The 21,639-nt window shown below is 48.1% G+C and carries 19 protein-coding genes and 1 other RNA gene; 9 read left to right on the top strand and 11 right to left on the bottom strand.

Annotation, left to right across the window (positions count from 1 at the left end):
• Nucleotides 1-132: 132 nt before the first annotated feature.
• From FPE01S_RS18595 to FPE01S_RS18560, 8 genes are all read left to right on the top strand, one after another.
• Entirely contained in the window at nt 133-702 is a 570-nt protein-coding gene (locus tag FPE01S_RS18595) for a YceD family protein (protein WP_046370504.1), read from the top strand.
• 27 nt (nt 703-729) lie between these two features.
• Nucleotides 730-924: a 50S ribosomal protein L32 gene (gene rpmF / locus FPE01S_RS18590; RefSeq protein ID WP_046370503.1), complete on the top strand. Its 195-nt coding sequence runs from the start codon at nt 730-732 to the stop codon at nt 922-924.
• A 30-nt stretch (nt 925-954) separates the two neighbouring features.
• A complete protein-coding gene (gene plsX / locus FPE01S_RS18585) occupies nt 955-1,896 on the top strand; it encodes a phosphate acyltransferase PlsX (protein WP_046370502.1) in 942 nt (313 codons plus the stop codon).
• Nucleotides 1,897-1,905: 9 nt separating this feature from the next.
• Nucleotides 1,906-2,847: a CPBP family intramembrane glutamic endopeptidase gene (locus FPE01S_RS18580; RefSeq protein WP_046370501.1), complete on the top strand. Its 942-nt coding sequence runs from the start codon at nt 1,906-1,908 to the stop codon at nt 2,845-2,847.
• Nucleotides 2,848-2,937: 90 nt separating this feature from the next.
• Nucleotides 2,938-3,567, top strand: a complete 630-nt coding sequence (locus FPE01S_RS18575) for a hypothetical protein (protein ID WP_046370500.1) — start codon at nt 2,938-2,940, stop codon at nt 3,565-3,567.
• A complete protein-coding gene (locus tag FPE01S_RS25085) occupies nt 3,564-4,280 on the top strand; it encodes a DUF3307 domain-containing protein (RefSeq protein ID WP_052955998.1) in 717 nt (238 codons plus the stop codon). The genes FPE01S_RS18575 and FPE01S_RS25085 overlap by 4 nt, the downstream gene beginning before the upstream one ends.
• Nucleotides 4,281-4,298: 18 nt before the next feature.
• The gene (gene arfB, locus FPE01S_RS18565; protein WP_046370499.1) at nt 4,299-4,709 is read left to right on the top strand and encodes an alternative ribosome rescue aminoacyl-tRNA hydrolase ArfB; all 411 of its coding nucleotides are present in this window, start codon (nt 4,299-4,301) and stop codon (nt 4,707-4,709) included.
• Nucleotides 4,710-4,765: 56 nt separating this feature from the next.
• Nucleotides 4,766-5,875, top strand: a complete 1,110-nt coding sequence (locus FPE01S_RS18560) for a DNA alkylation repair protein (RefSeq protein WP_046370498.1) — start codon at nt 4,766-4,768, stop codon at nt 5,873-5,875.
• Here FPE01S_RS18560 and rnpB read toward each other — a convergent pair.
• The 9 genes from rnpB to FPE01S_RS25080 all read right to left on the bottom strand — a co-directional run bounded on the left by rnpB (nt 5,875) and on the right by FPE01S_RS25080 (nt 16,430).
• Nucleotides 5,875-6,244: RNase P RNA component class A (gene rnpB, locus FPE01S_RS25130), an RNA gene on the bottom strand. The genes FPE01S_RS18560 and rnpB overlap by 1 nt on opposite strands.
• A gap of 18 nt (nt 6,245-6,262) precedes the next feature.
• A complete protein-coding gene (locus FPE01S_RS18555; RefSeq protein WP_046370497.1) occupies nt 6,263-7,807 on the bottom strand; it encodes an N-acetylmuramoyl-L-alanine amidase in 1,545 nt (514 codons plus the stop codon).
• 1 nt (nt 7,808) lies between these two features.
• Entirely contained in the window at nt 7,809-8,177 is a 369-nt protein-coding gene (locus FPE01S_RS18550) for a BlaI/MecI/CopY family transcriptional regulator (RefSeq protein WP_046370496.1), read from the bottom strand.
• A gap of 57 nt (nt 8,178-8,234) precedes the next feature.
• Entirely contained in the window at nt 8,235-8,459 is a 225-nt protein-coding gene (locus FPE01S_RS26455; RefSeq protein WP_369403733.1) for a macro domain-containing protein, read from the bottom strand.
• A complete protein-coding gene (locus FPE01S_RS18545; protein WP_046370495.1) occupies nt 8,431-9,459 on the bottom strand; it encodes a Smr/MutS family protein in 1,029 nt (342 codons plus the stop codon). The genes FPE01S_RS26455 and FPE01S_RS18545 overlap by 29 nt, the downstream gene beginning before the upstream one ends.
• Before the next feature lie 18 nt (nt 9,460-9,477).
• The gene (locus tag FPE01S_RS18540; protein WP_046370494.1) at nt 9,478-11,148 is read right to left on the bottom strand and encodes an APC family permease; all 1,671 of its coding nucleotides are present in this window, start codon (nt 11,146-11,148) and stop codon (nt 9,478-9,480) included.
• A 33-nt stretch (nt 11,149-11,181) separates the two neighbouring features.
• On the bottom strand, nt 11,182-12,147 hold the full coding sequence (locus FPE01S_RS18535) for a polyprenyl synthetase family protein (RefSeq protein WP_046370493.1): 966 nt from the start codon (nt 12,145-12,147) through the stop codon (nt 11,182-11,184).
• Between the two features lie 31 nt (nt 12,148-12,178).
• Complete coding sequence (locus FPE01S_RS18530) at nt 12,179-14,470, bottom strand: DUF3858 domain-containing protein (protein WP_046370492.1); 2,292 nt, start codon at nt 14,468-14,470, stop codon at nt 12,179-12,181.
• 16 nt (nt 14,471-14,486) lie between these two features.
• On the bottom strand, nt 14,487-16,430 hold the full coding sequence (locus tag FPE01S_RS25080) for a transglutaminase-like domain-containing protein (RefSeq protein ID WP_052955997.1): 1,944 nt from the start codon (nt 16,428-16,430) through the stop codon (nt 14,487-14,489).
• 126 nt (nt 16,431-16,556) lie between these two features.
• Between FPE01S_RS25080 and FPE01S_RS18520 the strand changes: the two genes are divergently transcribed.
• The gene (locus tag FPE01S_RS18520; protein ID WP_046370491.1) at nt 16,557-19,979 is read left to right on the top strand and encodes a TraB/GumN family protein; all 3,423 of its coding nucleotides are present in this window, start codon (nt 16,557-16,559) and stop codon (nt 19,977-19,979) included.
• Here the strand turns inward: FPE01S_RS18520 and FPE01S_RS18515 are convergent.
• On the bottom strand, nt 19,969-20,574 hold the full coding sequence (locus FPE01S_RS18515) for a hypothetical protein (protein WP_046370490.1): 606 nt from the start codon (nt 20,572-20,574) through the stop codon (nt 19,969-19,971). The genes FPE01S_RS18520 and FPE01S_RS18515 overlap by 11 nt on opposite strands.
• 92 nt (nt 20,575-20,666) lie before the next feature.
• Nucleotides 20,667-21,590, bottom strand: a complete 924-nt coding sequence (locus tag FPE01S_RS18510; RefSeq protein WP_046370489.1) for a hydroxypyruvate isomerase family protein — start codon at nt 21,588-21,590, stop codon at nt 20,667-20,669.
• Nucleotides 21,591-21,639 lie beyond the last annotated feature (49 nt).

The raw sequence follows: 21,639 nt of genomic DNA, 5'->3' as shown, positions 1-21,639 counted from the left end.
ATCTTTAGAAGATGATTCATGCCTGTGAATGCGTACTTTTGATTAAGGCCCCGAAATTACGGGTTTGGGGCAAAAAAAAGGCTTCTATCAAGATTTTTTTACTACCTTTGCCCACCTTTAAAAAAGGTACTCATGAGCAGCAGACGGGAATATGATATCGCTTTTGTGGGGTTGAAGCCTGGGATTCATGAGTTTACATATTCCATTACGGACCGTTTTTTCGAGCCGTACAACGAACAGGATTTTCACAATGTTTCAGCTACAGTGAAGCTGACATTGGATAAGAAGAATGGCTTTATGCTCCTGAAATTTGAGATCGGGGGCAGGGTCGAAGTACTTTGTGATCGTTGTGGCAGCCCGAATTTGCCCTGGGACCTTTGGGATGAATTCAACATCGTGGTTAAACTGGTGGAGAATCCTGAAGAGATGAATGGGCAGGAAGACGATCCGGATGTGTATTATTTATCACGGGGAGAGAGTCATCTTCATGTGGCGGACTGGATTTATGAGTTTGTGGTACTGAGCATTCCCATGCAGAAGATGTGTGCGGAGGAAATGATCGGACAACCCTACTGTAACCAGGAAGCACTGGAGTTACTGAGGAACCTGGGAAAGGGTGAGAAAAAGGAAGGTGAACAGGAAAACAACCAGAGCAATCCTTTATGGAAGGGTCTGGAAAAGTTCCGGAATCTTGATAATTGATTTTTATATTTTATAAACTGTTGACAGATGCCAAATCCGAAACGCAGACATTCACAGCAACGGAGTGCCAAGAGAAGGACCCATTACAAAGCAGCAGCTGCTACGCTGAGTACTGACAGCACTACCGGTGAACTGCACGTACGCCACCGTGCTCACGTGAGCGAAGGAAAGTTGTTCTACAAAGGTAAAGTGGTAGCGGAGCAATCCCCCATCAAGAAATAATCACCTGAACAATCGTATAGTTTGCCGGAGATGACTATCGGTCTGGACATGATGGGTGGAGACTTTGCACCGCTTGAAGCGGTGAAGGGTCTTCAGTTGTACTTGTCTGAACCGGGAGCTCCGGCAAATATTTTCCTGCTGGGAGACGAAGCGATACTTCGTCCATTGTTGGCTACCCACATGATTCCGGAAGACCGGATCAGGGTAGTGCATGCACCTGAAGTCATCGGCATGCACGAACATCCTACCAAAGCGCTCAAGGAAAAACAACAATCTTCCATTGCGGTTGGCTTTTACCTGCTTTCGCAGGGAAAGATCGATGCTTTCATCAGTGCCGGCAATACAGGAGCCATGCTGGTGGGAGCACATTATAGTCTGAAGACTATTGAAGGGGTGATGCGCCCGACCATCAGTACCATTATTCCCAGGGAAGACGGCCGGACCGGACTCCTGCTGGATGTTGGCCTGAATGCCGACTGCAAGCCTGAACACCTCAACCAGTTCGCCGTGCTCGGTTCCCTTTATGCCAGGCATATCCTCGGAATACAGCAACCGCGTGTAGGCCTGATCAATATCGGAGAGGAAGAAGGAAAGGGCAACATTCTCGCGCAGGCCTCCTACCCCCTGCTGAAAGAAAACAACCGTATCCATTTTATTGGAAATGTTGAAGGACGTGATGTACTTGCTGACAAAGCTGATGTGATGGTTTGCGAAGGCTTTACCGGCAACATTATCCTGAAGCTTGCGGAATCCTTCTACGAGATGACTCACCGGCATTCTATCCGGCATGAATATCTCGACCGTTTTAATTTTGAACATTACGGTGGTACTCCGGTTCTCGGTATCAACAAGCCAGTCATTATCGGTCATGGTATTTCGCGCGCACCCGCTTTCAAGAATATGCTGAAACTCGCTGCGAAAATGGTGAAGAGCGATCTCTTCGACCAGATGCAGATTGCTTTCCGAAACTAAGGCAGTGCTATGCAGGCCATCTTTTCCTATTTCCAGGATTTTCTCCAGGCTATCCATCGCGGTTTTTTTATTTGCTGCACGCTGCTCGCAGCTGTATTGGTCTTTGCCAATTACCGGTGGGGCATCGAAACCAGGTGGATCAGCTGCATCGGCCCGAGGCCTTTGCGATTCTTTGCTTTTTATGCGCTGTACCTTGTGTCTTACGGCCTGCCGTGGCTGCTGTTCCTGACATTTTTCCGCAAAGCAGAAAACATCCCTGTAACCGTTCTGGCCGTGGTCATTCTGGCACCTGCAATTTTTGCCCTCAAGGTAACAGCCGGAGGGTGGCAGGATCTTATCCGTAATGCCATCGGCGGAGATCGTGGCCGATACCTGGCTATTGTCAGCGACTGGCCGGTCAGGCTGATATTTACAAGCTGCCTGATTTTTATCGCTTATGCATTTCTTTCCGGTTTCCGGGGGGCTGCAGCCGGACTTGGACTTACAACGGATTATTTCGACTGGAGACCTTATGCTGTTTTGTTGCTGGCGATGATCCCCCTGGTTGCTTTTGCGGCAACACAATCCTCTTTCCTGCAGGCATATCCCAAGCTAAGGGTATTGGGCTTTCTGGCTCCCAGCGGTCCCTCGGCACTGCAACAGGGAGTATATGAACTGGCCTATGCTTCCGACTTCCTGACCATTGAACTGTTTTTCCGTGGTTTCCTGATTGTAATGCTCTGCCGGATAGCCGGACCGGTTGCCGTGCTGCCGATGGCAGTCTTTTATTGTTCCATACATTTTGGCAAACCGATGCTGGAATGTATCTCCTCTTTTTTTGGCGGAATTATCCTGGGCGTAATTGCCTGCTATTCAAGATCCATCCTGGGTGGCATTGTGGTACATATCGGCCTCGCGTGGATGATGGAAGCCGCCGCACTCATCAGTTCGTATTTTCATACGAATAAATAGGTGATTCGTACAATTATACGAACTTAGCCAAAATCCGTACAATTATACGAACTGAACTAAAATACCTAACTTTAGGCTATAAGGAGGCCTATGTCTACAACCACGGTAGCCGTAATAACGGCGGATATCGTTAATTCTACTGCTTTACCCAAAAAGCAGGCAAAGCAGCTGAACCATCAACTGGAAGCATTGCTGCTTCCCTACCAGTATGAATTTTACCGTGGCGACAGCTTCCAGGTATTGGTACCCGATCCAGCTGAAGCCCTTACCATTGGACTTCAATGCCGCAGCCTGGCTATCGCCTTCAGTCCAAAAGACGATGAAAAACACACAGACATCCGGCTCAGCATTGGTATCGGAAAAAGCCCCCTTCCGGTTTCCAAACTTGGCGCCGCATCAGGAGAAGCATTCCTGCTTTCCGGAAGGGCCTTTGACGCACTGGAAAAGTCAGACAAACGGCTAAGCATAACAGTATCCAACCCGCTTGCTTCGACAGCGCTTGCCGTGGTTGCAGACTATGCTGACGCAGTATTTGCTCAACTGACCGTCAACCAGGCTAGACTTTACCAGTTGATGTTTACGGGTGCTACCCAGCTGGAAGCAGCTGCAACACTTAAAAAATCGAAAAGCACCGTTCACCAGTATGTAGTTTCGGGCAAATGGTATGAAACGGAAAGGATATTGTATCATTACAGGGAAATTGTCAAACATATCCTATGATCAGCGAAACCGTCTGGCTTACAAAACTGCTGCTCGCCCATTTGCTGAGCGATTTTATACTTCAGCCGCAACGCTGGCGGGATCAGCGTTATCAAAAACATTTTGCAGCCGGCTCACTTTATCTGCATGGACTGATCATCGGCATACTTGCATTACTTGCAGTCGGGTTTTCTGACTGGCCTGTTGCGGTTTTCATCATGGTTACGCATGTGCTGATCGATGGATGGAAATCCTACCGCCCGGTCACGACAATTTACCTCGTTGCCGATCAGCTCTTGCACCTGTTGATGATCACCCTCTGCTGGTGGCTGCGATTTGGTTCAGCCGATATGGCACTGCAATGGCTCAGTTCCCTGCAACAGCGACCGGACATATGGAAAACGATAACGGCTTTTATCTTTCTTACCAGCCCTGCAGGAATGCTCATCGGTCAGCTGACCCGCCAATGGCGCGACAAGATCGCAGTGGCTGCTCCATCTGAAACAGAAAGTCTTGCCAATGCAGGCAGATGGATCGGATTTGCGGAAAGAACCATCATTCTCATATTCGTATTGCTGGGTCAATATTCGGCGATCGGACTGCTGGTAGCGGCAAAAGGCATCATCAGGTTCAACGAAAAAGACCGCCAGGAAATCAAAACTGAATACCTGGTGGTAGGAACGTTGCTGAGTATCAGCATTGCCGTACTGACCGGCATGGCCATAAAATTGTAAGTAAAAGGAAGATTCGGTATGGAACGGCTCGATATCAGTGAAGAAATCATATTCCAGACTGCCCGTAGTGGTGGCAGTGGCGGCCAAAACGTCAATAAAGTGGAGACGATGGTGGAAGGGCGTTGGGATATCGCCGCATCAGCGCTCGTAAACACAGTTGTAAAAGAAAAACTGCTGCACGCTTTGCATAACCGGCTCGTTGGCGGTACCATACTACTGGTGAAATCACAAACGGAAAGAACCCAATTGGGTAACAAGGCATCCGTGATCCGAAAAATGAATGTGCTGGTGAACCAGGCACTGGTGCCTAAAAAAGCCCGGATTGCCACAAAGCCATCAAAGGCAGCGCTTGCACGCCGTACGGAATCCAAGAAGCAGCTGGCAGAAAAAAAAGCCGGCAGGCGAAAGATCGGTAAAAACGATTATTGATCCTGCTGACATAGGGTTGACATCACGTGCCGGTACCTTTAAAAAAAGTTGCTGACATGGCTACACTGCTCAAAGACCTGTATTCTCCCGCGTTTTATGATCGTTTCCTCGGAATAGCTCCGACTGCAGTTCCACTATTACAACCGGAACAGTTCCGCAGGTCCCTTTTTACTCCTGAATGGCAGGATATGGCGCTTAAACAACGCATGCGGCATACTGCAACAGTACTGCACCAGTTTCTTCCCGATAATTTTGAATCAGCGGCACTGGAACTGGAAGCACTAGTAACTGGCCTGCAGGATGCGTCTTTCTTTGGCGCTGCCCTGGAATTCATGTTCCTTCCGGATTACATTGAACAGTACGGACTTGATCACCCCGATGCCGCCCTGCGGGCTTTTGAGATCATCACACCCTATACCAGTTGTGAATTTGCCATCCGGCCCTTCATCAAACGATTTCCCGAAAAGGTTTTCCAGAAACTTACCTGGTGGTCAAAGCACCCCAATCACCATGTACGCAGGCTGGCCAGCGAAGGATGCCGCCCCAGGCTTCCCTGGGCGATGGCACTTCCTGATCTGAAAAAAGATCCCTCACCGGTAATAAACATTCTTGAAAACCTGAAGCAGGACAGCTCCGAATATGTTCGCCGCAGTGTTGCCAATAACCTCAATGATATCGCCAAAGACCATCCGGAAATAGTAATGGAGATCGCCGCAAACTGGAAAGATCTCAGTGCAGAAACCAACAACATTATCAAACATGGCTGCCGAAGTCTCCTGAAGCAGGGTCATAGGGCAGCACTTGCCCACTACGGACTATCCCCAACACGAATCGCAGTTCCCAGTTTCCGGATCAAAGCCGGGCGGCTCAGGGTAGGTGACCGGTTGCAAATGGAATTCTCCGTGGAGAACCTTGCAGCGTCAGCACGGCTGTTCAGGATGGAGTATGCGATATTCTTCCGGCACAAAAACGGTCGTCATTACCGTAAGGTTTTTAAGATCTCGGAACGGGTAGTGGAAGGTAAAACTTCATTGACCCTGCAAAAGTCACATGACCTGAAACCGATCACGACCCGGAAATATTACCCCGGTACACACCGCGTTGCGCTCATACTGAATGGAAAAGAAATGGCGGTGTTGCCGTTTGAACTGCAATTGAAAAAATAAAAAACTTCCCTCCTGTAAGCCGGATTCTGTACTGCCTGCGCAGTGGCTATCATTTATCTGGCCACGGCATTACTGCCGTGATCTATCTGCCTACCCTCCGGCGTTGATTCCGAAGAATCATTGAGCGGGCCGCTCTCAACCACCGGTATACATGGCATTTCAGCATACAAGGTTTACCCACGAGCTGCATTACTGCAGCAAGCCGTAGTCTCTTACACTACGTTTTCACCTTTTCCCGAAAGGGTAGTTATTTTCTGTGGCACTTTCTGTTGACGGAACTCCGCCCCCCGGCCGTTAGCCGGTGTATTGCCCTGTGCTGTCCGGACTTTCCTCGTTACGTTGCCGTACCGCGATAGCCCGGAGGGAAGCATACAAAGATAGCTTAAATCAGCACCCGCTTTCCAGGTATTGTTGCAGGGCAGTCAGGATCGCCCGGGCGATCGCTTCGCGCCGAACCGGATCATTCAAAGCCTCCCTGTCTGCAGTGAGACTCATATTACCGCATTCGATCAATACGGCCGGCACCTTTGTCTGATTCAACACATAAACTGATCGCCTGACCTGTTTCAGTTGCTGATTCATGGAAATATGAGGTTCCAATGCCTTCGCGATCATGCTTCCGCTTCTCCTGGAAGCCGAAACAATGTCCTTTCCCAACGAATCCGGCGGAATGATTACTTCTCCCTTTGCTACAGCACTTCCGGCACCGACATGCAAGGCAACAAACAGCGCTGCATCCTGGTACATTTTCATCCTGTAACGCAAAGATTCTTTGGGATCGTCGCTACCCGGCAATGCATCACTGGTTCTGGTCAGTTCGATGTCAACCTTATATTCGGAAGCCAGTCTTGCAATATCCTTTGCCAGGCTGAGATTCAGGTCCTTTTCGCTGATCCCTGCTTCCATCGCTCCCGGATCAATACCGCCGTGCCCTGCATCTATCACTATGGTACGGCTTTTTACCGGAGACGAAAATTCCTGACCGAATAAGAAAGGGTTGGCATAGTAACCCAGGCGGGCATGTACCTGGTCAGTTGGCTGTATCACCGTGCGGCCGGGACGAAATGCCAATGCACAGAATATGATGGCAGCCACAGGAAGGGCCAGCCAGCGAAACAAAGTATTATGCTTCTTTGAAGTTTGAATTAACATAAGGATTCTTCTTTTTAATGGTGGATGGGAAAAAGGGAGTATCAACAAATGCTGTTTTCGGGAAATCTGCTGTTCCAGCAGCAACTCGGCATAACGCAGCGCTTCGTCGGCCGGTGTTGCTGCAGCGTCTGCAGCAAATTCATGCACTGTTTTCAACTCTTTATTGATCAGGTGTACAAATGGATTAAACCACGCGAAGGTGCATACCAGTTCCATCAGCAGGATATCAATGCCATGCCGCTGTTGCAGGTGATAGCGCTCGTGCCGCAGGATCAGCTGCCCCTCTTCTGAAGCAGGCTCGAGTTCCATTGGCCAGAACAGATTGTTCAGGAACGTGCAGGGTGCCACCGGATCATTGGTCAGCATCAGCTGCTGGCCATTGAACTCCCGGCGAACAGCCAGTTGCCGCGTTTTTTCCAACCGGATTGCCGATCTTCCGAATCGCCACATCCCCAGCACAAGGCCCCCGAAATAAATCAATGGCCATACCATGTCCCACCGGAAAGCCGATACCGGCACACCGCCAGGAGACAGTTCCGCTTCTTGCCACTCGCCTACCGTAACCGGCAGCTCTCCGGGTACCCATACGCGCATTGGCGCCCTGACGGCAACGGGAATTTCAATATGCACAAAAGGTAGCGCCAGGCTTACCAGTACAGCAGCCAGCAAAAAAAACCGGTTAAACTGATGATGCCGGCGATTGCGTAAGAAAAGCCAGTAATATCCCAGGAATATGCCCGACCCCAGGATCATCTTGTACAACATCGGGATAACAGTCATATCACTTCTTTTTAGCTGATTTGATTGTTTTCAGGAGGGTTTCCATTTCTTCAATACTGAGCTTGTCTTCCCGGAGGAATTGTGACACCAGGTTTGCCGCAGATCCATCGAAATAACCTTTGAGTACCTGCTGAACAGATTTGCGCCCATAAGCGGTTTTGGTGATCACAGGCTCATAAAGGTTATTCCTGCCATGTACTGAATACCGTACAAAACCTTTCTCGACAAGGATCTTGAGCAGGGTTGCAACAGTATTGGAATGGGGTTTGGGAGAAGGCATCCGGTCAATGATGTCTTTCAGGAATCCCTGTTCGAGTTCCCACAATACCTGCATGATTTCTTCCTCAGAACGCGTGAGCTTCATCTCCATGACTAAGTAATTAGTTATACGAACTAACAACTAATTATTTAGTTATGCAAATTTTTTTTAAGAATTCTCCAAATCGCTGGTATAACAGCCAAGGCTCTCTTCGTCGAAACAGACGAAGAAAATCTCCCGGATTTCATTGTCCGGATGAGCCTGCAGGTATAAGCTTACGGTACTGACAGCTATTTCAGCCGCCTTCTCTTCTGGAAAACGGTAGATACCGGTACTGATTCCAGGAAAGGCGATTAATTTACGATCAGGTATTAAAATAAATTTCGGTGGCACCGTACCCGTATCGTGGATCGTACTGGTTTACAAAAGACTTCACTGGTTTCCGGTGCCGCAATATATCATGTACCTCGTCACGCAACCTTCCGGACCCCACACCATGAATAATCGTCAGCATGGGCTGCCGGTGCGCCAGCGCCAACTCGTAATATTTCTCAAAAGTTTCTACCTGTAACTGCAGGATTTCCTGGTTGCTCATGTCTTTCCAGGCGTCAGTCAGTTTCTCGATATGAAGATCTACCACCGTCCGCGCCGGTGGCAGGTGTTGCCTTGCTTTCGAAGCATCGTAAATTTTAAATCCAGCTGCAGCCAGTCTGCCCAGCTCTACCGTATCCTCTTCCACTTTATCAGGATATTGTTTAAACAACTGGTAGCTGAAAAAGGGCTCGCCCTTTGCCTGGATCTCCTGCACTTTCTGGAATACCTGTTTTGGTTTCAATTTCAAAGAAGCCTCAAAATAGGGCGCCTTCTTTTTATCAGCCTGCAAAAGGGAGAATTCAAAATACCATGCGGGACTATCATTCAGGTGGGAAAACGGGATGTCATGCATATAAAAATCCTGAAATGCCAACACTTCGTTCTTCAACTCAAAATCTGTGTTGCCGAAATATTTCAACTGGTAGCGGAAACCATATCCTTCATTATTCTGATTGTGGAGATGGATCTTTAATTGTGTTACGATGTCATCGCCGAATTCATCGGTTTCATAACTGGGAATGAAGGTGAGCCATACGCCATTCGGTGCTTTACGGGGAAGGTCTTTAATCTTTTCTTTCGGAACCTGGTCAATATAGGTTTTGGGAGCAGCAGGCTTTTCCGGCATTACTTTCTTCTGTGAAAACCGTTTGAAATAAGGAAAATCCAGCTGGTCGGTGTAGGCAGGAAACCGTACGCCCCGCACATCCACCATCACCATCTTATCGCTCAGGATCTCCACCACTTCGCCATCCTCATTGGTAATCCTGACCACAACCTTGTCGCCAACTTCAAATTTCATCCGGCAAAGATAAGACGACTACGCCAGACGGCTTCTCCTGTAGCTATAGCCGAAATAAATAGCAAGGCCGACCACCATCCAGCCGAAAAATACCAACCAGCTTTTTGCGGGGATTTCAATCATCAGGTAGAGGCAACATAACATGCCAAGTACCGGAATCAGTGAGTATTTCCGGATAAAAGACATCACGCCGATTACCCAGGCGACGACCATGAAAACAAGGAACAGGATTTCCTGGTAGCCTTCGGTACCGATCTGGCTGGCCGCATCGGCAATACGACCACTGAAGAGTATGGTAAACAGCACGACAAGGGCGGGAATAATCCATTGGCCGTTGATATACGGAAGCCTGAATTTACCGGGTATCTTCTCCAGCCTGGGAAGCAACAACACACCTCCGCAAACCAGCACGAAAGCAAACAGGGTTCCGATGCTGGTAAGATCAGTCATCAGCTTATCATCGGCAAACAATACCGGAATTCCTACTACAAAACCGGTAATGATCGTAGCGAAAGAGGGCGTTTGAAATTTGGGATGAATGCGGGAAAAGGATTTGGGCAGCAACCCGTCACGACTCATACTCATCCAGATCCTTGGTTGCCCGATCTGGAAAACAAGCATTACACTGGTGGCTGCAACCACCGCAGAAATGGAAATAAAAGTGCCCACTTTATGCATATTGATCTTATCAAAAACAAATGCAAGCGGATCGGTAACGCCTTCAAACTCTTTATAGTTCACCATTCCCGTGATGACAAGTGTTGTGACCACATAGATCAGCGTACACAAGATCAGGGAATTGATCATACCCCTTGGCATATCACGTTGCGGGTTGGCACATTCTTCCGCTGTGGTGCTGATGGCATCAAACCCGATATACGCAAAGAAGACGGCAGAAACGCCTTTCAGTACGCCACTCATGCTATTGGGCAGAAATGGTGTCCAGTTGCTGGTGGTGTCATTGCTGAAAATGACCCAGATGCCCACAACTGCTATAAAAATGAGCACGCAGATTTTCAACCCCACCATAAAGTTGGCGGTATTTTTACTTTCCTTGATCCCGATATAAGCCAGCAGGGTAATGATGCATACGATGGCAAAGGCCGGCAGGTTGATGATAAAAGGATAACCTAAAAAGCGTGGCGCCGTTGTGAAGAGCAGGTTGTCTACCGGCTTTCCTGCTGCCAGTGCATCCTGGTACACATGGCTGGCCGTACTGTAACCGGTGGTCAGCCAGGCCGGCAGATTAATGTGAAACACATTGTGCAGGATATTATTGAAATAGCTGCTCCAGCTGATTGCGACCACAATGTTTCCAATGCTGTATTCCAGGATCAAAGCCCAGCCCAGGATCCAGGCCACCAACTCGCCGAACGTAACGTAAGAATAAGTATAAGCGCTGCCGGATACCGGAACGCGTGAGGCAAATTCTGCATAACACAAAGCTGTAAACCCGCAGGTCACCGCGGTGATCAGGAAAAGGAAAATCACCCCCGGACCGCCGTCGAAAGCTGCTGAACCGATGGTAGAGAAGATTCCTGCACCAATGACTGCTGCAATGCCCATAAAAGTCAGGTCTCTAACCGTCAGCACCTTTCTCATCTCACCACCATGACCATCCGCCAGTCCCTGTTCATGATCCCTGATGATCTTTTCAATTGATTTTTTACGGAAAAGCGAATTCGCCATGCAGTTGGTTTAAGGCGTCAAGATAAATAAATATTAATAATCCCGTTGTACGAGAAACCGTGCCAACGCCTCCAATGGGGCTTTTCGCTTACTGACCACAGCTATATCGTCAAGATTCTGCAAGGCAGACTGTAAATATTGCGTTTTCAGATCCAACGCCCATTCGTGCACGCCACAGGCCCTGTAGATCTCCAATACCTGTTCCACTTTGTCAGGAGGATCACTCTTCAGTAATTCCCGGAGCTGTTGCTGCTGACCAGCGTCTGCCGTTTCAAGCGCACGGATCAGGAGGAAAGTTTTCTTGTTGGATAGTATGTCGCCCCCTACCTGCTTGCCAAACCTGACCGGATCACCAAACGCGTCCAGGTAATCATCCTGGATCTGAAAAGATATTCCCAGGTGCTTTCCAAAAGTGTAGATATGTTGCTGGTTGCCTTCACCTGCCCCACCCAGTACAGCTCCCAACTGCAGGCTGGCTGCCAGTAAAACGGAGGTTTTCAACGTGATCATCTGCAGGTAATCCTCCAGCGATACCCTATCCAGTTTCTCAAAATCCATATCCAGCTGCTGCCCCTCACATACCTGGCGGGCTGTCTGGTTGAAGATGCGGATGATTCTATGGAAGGATGGAGCCTTGACTTTATTCAGGTAGTCATAAGCAGCCACCAGCATCACATCGCCCGATAATAATGCTGTAGGCTCACCATAACGGGTATGTACTGTCTCCATGCCTCTTCGCAACGGAGCTTTATCCATAATGTCATCATGGATCAGCGTGAAGTTGTGAAACAATTCGATTGCCGTCGCCACCATCCAGCTGTCCGGTAGAATAGTATCAAAAAGCTCATTGCCCATCAGCACACATACCGGCCTGATGCGTTTACCGCCCATCTCCAGGAAATAGTTGGCAGGTCCATACAGGGTCGGCGTTCCCGCAGGAAAATGGGATTGCTTGAAATGCTCTGAAAACGCTAACAACAACTCGTCAAAGGAATGCATAATTGGCCTTTTGGCCTCGCTAAATTAGCGTTTATTCCTTCGTCAGAATGACACGGGCCTGTGAAAAGTTATATGCCTGATCTATGATTTCAACCAGTTGACTCCAGTCTTTCACAGCCAGGTTGCGCGTTTTATATTTCTTCACTACCGACAGGTATAACTTATTGTTCTCATATTTCACAGTACTCCTGAAGTTTCCGGCAGCGTTGTCCACAGACTGCTGCAGACTTTCCCATCCGATAGCCTTGTATCCGGCCGGCACCTGGAAGGCGATATTCCAGTACAAGCCCCTGGGTGCACCCAGATCTATGGGATAGGTTCGGTTTCTTTCTTCTGCCTTAAGCCGGTACTGACTGCCGATGAGTTGGGGAAGTGACAATATGATATCCTGCCCGGCCCTCGCAGTCATATCGCCCAATTGAAATTTTTCATTATACTTCAGCACTCTCTTTTTAAAGCTTCTGCCGTCGTTCTGAAGTTTAAATAATTCATACTTCTCCACTTTCTTGCCGTATTCATCTTCTGTTACTTCCTTCATCTGCTTCGGCTTTTCTTCCTTCCACTCTTTTTTCCGTTCCGCGAATGCTTCGGTAGCCTTGTCCAATGCAGTGCCGGACAGCCCTCTCCACATGTCGTTTCCATCGTAATTGCGGTAGTCATTTTCCATGAATGGCGTAAAGATCAAAATCTCGTCGATCAGCGCATCTTTCATGAAACCTTTGGCAGTAGTTTCCTTTTCCACCAGCAGGTTGGCCTGGCTGGAATCCAGCAGGCATTTAATGTCAGACAATATAATATTGGATGCCGTGTCTGAAACCGGTATCTGGATGGATTGAAGCGCGCCTGATTTAGCATCTTTTCCAAACTTTACAGCGGTATTGCCTGCGAGATAGGCCGGTATTTCCTCCGGATTCAGGTGATCTCCGGGATTCACATAATATTTTTTGTTAAACAGGATAACCCATGCAATTTCCTGGGTGAAAGCAACCTTACCGCTCTCCGTCTGGTTGTTCCTGGTCGTAGCCACGATCTCATAATCAAGTTTCTGACGGTCGAGCAGGTTGGCCATAACCTTTGCGTAAGCATAGTCATCCCAGTTATTTTCCATGCTCAGGCCACGGATCGAATAATATGCCTTCTGGGCAAATTCGTCGCCACTGCTTACAGTAACGCCTGCTTTCTTCAATTGCCTGTAAATATCGTCCGCCGTAGAACTAATTCCGGCTTTCAGGCCATCTGTATAACCGCCGGCAGACTGAAGCTTGCCTGGTGAGAACCAGAATGTGCGCGCTTTTTCGGAAAGTTCTGCTGGTGTAATATCTTGTTTCATCGCATTCTCATCCGCGAACCAGATAAAGTTCTTACTGCTGTTCCGCGTATAGATCACCTGGAATTTAATGCTGGGCAATTCAATCTTCTCATTCAGATAACGGGTATCCACCAACTTATCGCGGTCACGATCATCCCACCGGTACACTTTGTTGTTTTCCGCACCCTGTGGCTGAAAATCGGGAGCTCCTTTCAGGCTCTTATACCCGATATGATAGTTCTCATCCTGTGTTTTTACCTCAATGATCTGGCGCCCTACGGGGAACTCGCGGTTGCATAGGTAATAAACAGGATCGAATTCCTTATAACTCGGATTATTCAGGTACTCCCGGTTGTTGAGATGCAGGAACTCATATTCGATCACATCGCCTTCCTCCAGGTCAGGTACGGCTATTTTATAATAATCCGGACGGTAATAAAGCCCCGCTGGCTTCTCCGTATAACTCCTGAACATCGATGGTACTGACCTGGAGTCATCGAGATGAATTGCCTCAGTCAGCGAAACTGGTTTCGCTGATCCGTCTTTCTTGATCACTCTCGCCGCGAAAATGTCGCCTTCCCTGGATAACCGGAAATACAAAACGGAGAAATTCTCCAGCGCATATTTGTCACGCAGAAGGATCTTTCTTCTTTCCCTTTCTTCTACCAGCATGCTGGTCTCATTATGAGCGTTGGCGCTCCATATGGAGGTACCCAGTGTAGGAACAGCAAGCAACAGCCCAACAATATTCCTGCCGATCCGCTTGCCCACACTCACTCCCTTCTTATCAAAATCAAAAGTGGTCTTCTGGCAGATGATCACAGCACTTTCTGTATTCCATTTGTCAGAACCGGATGCTTTGAAATCACCGTCGGCATCCAGGAGCAGAGGTGTTTCTTTCAACCCCCTGGACAGGTAACCCAATTCTTTTTCAGAAATTTTCTTTTGTGCCTGTGTGCCTGTTGATATCAACAGAACTGCGGCACAGGTCAGGACTAAGCGGAGCAGTGGCATATTACGGGGGATAGGTTTAAGGCAGCTGGATGCTGACATTGTTACGGTTATATTCTTTGATTCGCGTCAGGAATGCTTTCCATTCCGTAAATCCGTCGTTCATGATCACGGGCGTGGACAACTGCATTTTCTTCCGCAAGACGATCGTATTCTTTTCCGCACTATAGGTGGCCTCAATAGTGTTTTCTTTGAAATTTGCCCTGAACAATTCGGGAAGCTGTTTTGGTTTGGCATTGGCCGGCAATTCCAGGATCACTTCATCTGATGCTACAAAAATGTGATCGAGGTCGATCGGCGTCAGCCGCTCCTCATCTGGTATGAACCCGGAAAAGGTACCGGGGAAAAAATCCATGCTGGTATAACAAACCTTGTCAACTTTGGTAACCTGGTTGCTTACTTCAACATCACCTTCAACGACCAGGGGAATATCCCTGTTTTTGAAATCAGAAGTTTTGAGGTTAGTAACATCCGTATTGTTGTTGTTGAGTTCAACCAGGTTTTTAAGGAAGTCGTTGCGCTTATTGGAAGGGATATTATTATATACATAATGGAAGAAGTTTTTCGCTTCCCCAACGAACTGCATTTTCACATGTCCCTTTAACTTATCCCCGTCCAGTTTCAACCGCACCGTGGTTTGCATTGTATTGTCACCGAGGTTTGCTGCAGGCACTCTTTCTACCTTGCATTTATCACCATGTTCCACGAGAACGGTCTTCCCCTGAATGCGGTAGGCATTAACACCGAATGGCGCATATTTTTCGGTACCGTCCAGGAACCATGTTTTCCCCTGGAAGTATAAGACAGAAATGGCGTGATTGTCCACACACAGAGATTGCACTTCATTGTGATCATAGGGAATTTCACGGGTGCCCACCCAAGCGAAATGAGCATCATATCCTGCCAGTTTCAACATTTCGGTCAACAGGTTTGCCATTCCCTTACAGTCACCATATTTGTTCCTGAACACCTGTTGAACAGTGTGCGGAACAAATCCCGCATACCCTTCCTCAAAAGCGATGTACCGGATATTGTCCTGCACCCAGTAATATATTGCCCTGATCTTCTCTTCATCTGTTTTCAACCCTTTGGTCAGTTCCTCTACCTGGTTGCTGATGGCCTGTTTGTCATTCTGTGCTTTCTGGTACAGCAGGCTATACCAGGAATAGAGATCATCCACCGTTTTGAACCCCGCATAAGATTTGTTGTCTACTGAAAATGACCTGACAGTGATGATCAGGTGGGGCAGATAATACGGTTTGCCCAGGGAGGATGGCTCAGCTTTCATCGCCTGCAGATTCTCGGCCGTATAGGTATAGATGGTAAAATTGCCTTCTTTCCGGGTTTCCTTTTTAATCTTCATGTACCCGAAATTCTTTTCGTCAATGGTGAGTTGAAGCCAGGAAGGCACTTTAAACCTGAACACCCGCTGTTTCACCGGGATTCCCTGGTGAAAGAACAATCTTGTCAGGTATTTGGCATCGGTATACTGGTAGTCATATTTGAACCTGCATCGCTGACCTGACTCGGCTGCCTCAAAACCGTAATACAAACCATAACTATCGTCGAAAAAAATGTCGTCATCCGTCAGCGACATTTTCAACGGCGGATATTTCTGGCTCTTGAAATCTTTGCGGTAAAAGATCTCAAAGTCATAATCACGAAGCTTCACGAAATCATTATAGGGAAGCAGGTAACCAACTGGTGTTCCTTTTTCCAGGGAAACCATTTCAATCGTCCCTTTGTCTCTGGCAGTAACGACTGGCTGATCGTTCATACCCTTTCCGGTGGAAAAGTCAAACTCCTCCTCAATCAGGTATGCGCCGTATTTTGCTTTTTTGGAAATCTTTTTCAGGGCAGTAGACTGTGCTGCGCCATCTCCATCAGGGGTTTGCAGTTGCGCAAACAATGACGTGCATGAAAAGGCAGTCAGCAGGGCTACGGTCAGAATCCTTCCTTTCATAGTTTGGGGTTAAGGCGCTCAAAAATACAATCCAGTTCCCGATTTTAAAAGCGCAAAACACATTTTCACCATTCTAATGTCTCCTGCAGAATGCCTATCTTGGACCCGTTTCAATAAACCTTACCGATGAAAAAGATCCTGATCTGCAACCTGCTGAGCCTGCTAACCTTTTTTTCAGCCCTGTTTGCCCAGACGCCAAAAACGCTGTTATGGCGAATATCGGGCAATGGCCTCCCCCAGTCTTCCTACCTGTACGGTACTATGCACCTGACGGATGAACGGCTTTTCCGTTTTGGCGATTCCGTTTATACTGCCATCCAACAAACCCAGGGCTATGCCATGGAAGTCAACCCGGACGAGCTGGCCGTTTACATCATCAACAAAACATTTGATGCGCTGGCTTCAAAAAAGGCACTGGAAGATATGCTCGACAAAGATGTTTACAACCGTTACTCAAAATCCCTGTCGCGGAAATTCAAAAAACCTGCCAGTGAAATCACGGCACAGGATATACAAAACGCCAGAAATGGATGGATGACCGAGTATTTCCAGAAAGGCGGGATGCCCACCGTGGTTGATGGTTATCTCTATATGCTGGCTAAAAAACAAGCGAAATGGGTGGGGGGAATCGAAGACATCACCGACCAGACCAGCCTGCTGGAAGCGTCCGTAGATGAGAGCGACCTGGCCCAGCTGACTGCTGATGACCTGTCGGACGGCAAAAAATATATTGAAAAAATGATCAGCATATACCAGGCGCAGGACCTTGATCGGCTGGATGAGATGTCGCAGGATATGAAGAAAAGGGATGCGATATTAGTTCGCAGAAATATCAAAATGGCACACAGGATGGACAGCCTCAGCGCCATCAGGCCCATGTTCTTCGCTGTGGGCGCTGCCCACCTGCCGGGTGATGGCGGCGTGATCTCGCTCCTCCGGAAAGCCGGTTTTACGGTTGATCCCGTTTTCAGCGCTAAGCAGATTCCCGCCAAACAATATACGTTCCAGGAAATACCTGCCAGCTGGTCGGAATTGAAAGAAACACGGTCCGGCTATTCCGTGTCGATGCCCGGTAAAGCCAACAAATACACCATGTTTGGCATGATTGACTTTTACTACCAGTTCGATATCACCAATCTTTCTTTTTACGGCATCTACAGCGTTCATATTCCTGCCGGTGAAGGGGACAGCCTCGTGGAGGAAATTATCAGGAAATCACTGCAGGTTGACAAAACACCCAAGACTGTCCGCCAGCTCAGTGTTGATGGGGGAACGGGCCGGGAATTTGAACAAACCACCCCGCAGGGCAGCATCCGGCTCCAGGTGTTCGTCAAACAGGAAATGGTGTTTTTAATGATCGTCAGCGGAGTAAAAAAGTCAAGTCTTTATTCTCCCAATGCCGACAAATACTTCAGCTCCTTTCATATAATTGAACCGGATACCGACGTTCAAAACGGGATGTTGTTTACAGACAGCTTCGGGACAGCACGATTCTATTCGCCCATCCCGATTGAACCCAATGACAACCTGATCAAACAAACCTCTCCTCAATGGAAATTCTCGGCAAATATGGGAATGGACAGGAGAACGGGCGCGATTGTGATGGCCATTTCCAAAAAAACAACCGGCAGTAATTATGTCACATCAGACGAAGCTATTTTGCAGGAAATCCGCAAAAACGCCGGCAAACAGCTAAAAGACACGGTTGAACGCCGGATAAATATTGGCGGCATACCCGGCATTGAGATCACCGGGCGACAAGTTACCAACCCGCGCATATTCATGCATTCTGCCTCATGGGTAAGGGGAAATGTACACTTTTCACTAATCGCTTTGGGTGATTCCGCCGTACTGCAAACGGCCCCCTACCGTAACCTGTTTAAGAGCGTGACATTTGTTCCCTACAGTACACCTGACTGGCAAACCCGATCCGATTCAGCCGGCAGGGTTTCATTCTGGGCTCCCGCAACTGTTGTTGGAAGGGAAAACGATGTCTATGCAGCTGATACCTTTTCCGCAACAGGATATAACGTCAGGCTGGACACACTTTCCATTTATACTACTGCGGCAAATGACTCCGTGTTATTGAACCGCTATTATACCGATCCGGACAGTTCCCAGGTATTTAATAATAACACGGGATTTGCAGGCGGGCAGTACTTTATGGAACGTATTGCCCGGACAAAGGGAAGTTTCATTGTTTCCCGCCATCGCCTTTCACGGCAGGGCAATACGCTGATCAGCTCCTTTGTGAGCGGTGATTCATCCATCATTTTCAACCAGTCGGCCAACCGGTTCTTTAACAGTATCAAATTGCTGAATACGCCGGATGAACTTTCCCTGGCCAGTCCGAAAGCTGAAAGGCTGCTACGGGACCTGGAAAAAGGCGATTCCACCGCCAAAGAAGCTGCCTACGCGTCACTCGATACAACGGTTATTACCAGGAAAGACAAGTCACTGCTGGAAGATTACCTGTTCCGCGAGCTGCTTCCGGCCAATAGTTATGATACGCTAAGCTATAACAGGAAAATCGGCAGTCTGCTATTTTCCTATGATACCGCCGGTGCGATTGCCCTGATAAAGAAAAAATCAGGTGAACACACCAGCCAAACAAACAGCAAGCTGTGTTTGACATTACTCAGCAAAATTGCCACAAAGGAAAGTTATCGCGTACTCTTTGACAATCTTGCTTTACAAACCGGCGATTCCGATTTTGCATCCGGGCTCGTTTATGAGCTCAGGGACAGCCTGCCATTACTGAAGTTGTTTCAGGAGGATTTCAGCAAGTTGTTGCAGCATTCCACAACTGCGCCGCTGGCAGCCGCATTGTATCTCCGGTTGCTGGACAATAATCTGATCACGGTTGATGAGATCCTTGCAAATCAGGACGCACTCCTGAAAATGGCCGAACACTATCTGCCTTTCTCCAACAAGGCGTCGGATTACGAGATGCATTATATTGGCCGCATCCCCGAACTGCTGGCCCGGACTCCCTCCCAACGCGCAGTGGCTATGGCAAGAAAATTCCTGGAAACGAAAGACCAGGCGTTTAAAATGGCATTTGTAACCTATCTGTTTAACCATAACATTTCGGTTGACACCAAATACCTGCGTCAGCTGGCAGCATCCAAAGCATATCGGATAGACCTTTATGATGTGCTGGAGAAAAATAAAAAAACAAAACTCTTTCCGGCGGAATACCTGACCCAGGTACATTTTGCGGAAGCTGATCTCTATACTGTTGCCATTGAAGAAGCAGACTCAGTAAATCTGAAACTGATGGGCAAAAGGACAAGTATTGTCAACGGTAAGAAATATCAGTTTTACCTGTATGAAACCCGGCTATGGTATGACGGCGAACCGGAAAGCCACCTGGGTGTAGCCGGTGCTTACGATATTGCAGGAAAACAACTTAAGCCTGTGCCGGCGTTTACGACACTTTACTGGCAGGAGAATTTCAACGCTAAAAAAATGAACGATCAATTCAAAAAATGGATTCTCCAATTGGAAGAGGCTCTGGCTGAAGAACTAACGATATCTAGCGAATAAGCACCTGTACAAATCCACATTTTCCAGCGGCAATCCGAACCAGCGGGCGGCCGCCTTTTTTTTCCTGGGCTTCAAATATCCCTTCAGGCTTCTTCGTCCATAATATTTCTGTAGGATCAAAAACTACCGCCTGCATATTTCGTTCCGCGGGTGTCATTGTTTCCAGGAGGTGCGTTAACCTGCGTAAGGCATCTTCGTATTTCTGCACGAGTGTTTCGCCACTGGTACCAATGGATGCCTTTCGGAACATTGACAGCCTGTCCAGTTGCCCCTGCACAAAAATCTCCATAGCAAACAGCAATTCCTCCCTGGTTACCGGATCAAGCGGAAGACAGTCCCCATCGGTTATAAGAATAGAATACGGTGTTGCGGCTGCTGTATCAGCATTCTTCCGGAATACCGGGTATCCCCGGTATTCACCTACGCGCTCCGGCATGTAGAAGAGAAAATGTCCGCCAGCCAGCGGAAAATCATTACTGCGGGCCATGGGTTCGAGAAACTCCTGCAGCGCATTGCTGTGATACTGAACGTCCTCCTGGGCCACGGCGCCGGACCATAGCATCAGCCCGGCGCAAATGGCAATTATCAATTTCATAAGAAAGGTTGTTCACAAATTTCCGTTGCGGGAAACCCGTAAACAACCTCTTATCGTATGGACGGTTGAAAATGCTGTATCAATTGCAGTTGCTAGCGGAAGGCGTCTGCATCGCGGTAGGCCCTGATCAATGCTGCTTCCCCTTCTTTGCCCTTAATGGCATTGCCATGCTCCATCCCGAGAATGCCTTTATACCCCTTGTTGTAAATGTGTTTGAAAATATTGCGGTAATTCATCTCCCCTGTTCCGGGTTCGTTCCGGCCGGGATTGTCACCGATCTGGAAATAACCGGTTTCATTCCAGCACCGGTCAATATTGGCAATAATATCGCCCTCGTTGCGCTGCATATGATACATATCAAACAGGAACTTGCAGGAGGGACTGTTCACAGCCTGGCAGATCATATACGACTGATCAGTATGCCGCAGAAAAAGATCAGGGTTGTCGCTCAGGGCTTCCAGCACCATGACAATTCCATGCGGTTCAAGAATAGCTGCCGCCTTCCGGAGTGCATTGATTACATTGCTTGTCTGGTATTCCAGCGACAGGCTCCGGTCATAATTGCCCGGTACCACAGTAACCCATTTGGCATTGCATCGCTTGGCCACTTCAACAGTTTCCTTACAGTCTTTGATCATCCGGTCAATAAATTCCTGCTTACCGGTCGTAAGTGATGTTTTCCAGTGCCAGTTATCGGAAGTCACCACAAATACACCCATAGACATTCCCAGGGAGGCCAGCGTGTCACCGATTTTTTTCTGCTGTTCCACCGGCCGGCCCATCATGCCATTATCTTCAATAGCACGGAAACCCATACTATGCCCGAATTTGATCTGTTCGATGAAATCGGGACCAGCGGAATTTGCGAACATGCCATCGTGAAATGCATAGTTCAGGTTGAATGGTTTTTCAGCAGTGCCGGATTTTGTTTTGGCAGCCTGTGCCGCAGCCATTGTACCGGTTAGCAGACCGCCGGTGGCAAGAACCGACTGCTGCACAAAGTCTCTTCTTAACATGCAGTTGTTTTATATTTTTTAAATTTAACGCCTTCCGGAACAATCCAGC

Origin of the sequence: Flavihumibacter petaseus NBRC 106054 (assembly GCF_000974785.1) — a bacterium.
GTDB lineage: Bacteria > Bacteroidota > Bacteroidia > Chitinophagales > Chitinophagaceae > Flavihumibacter > Flavihumibacter petaseus.
Note: the sequence above shows the minus strand (reverse complement) of the source record. Positions and strands in the feature narration are given on the sequence as shown.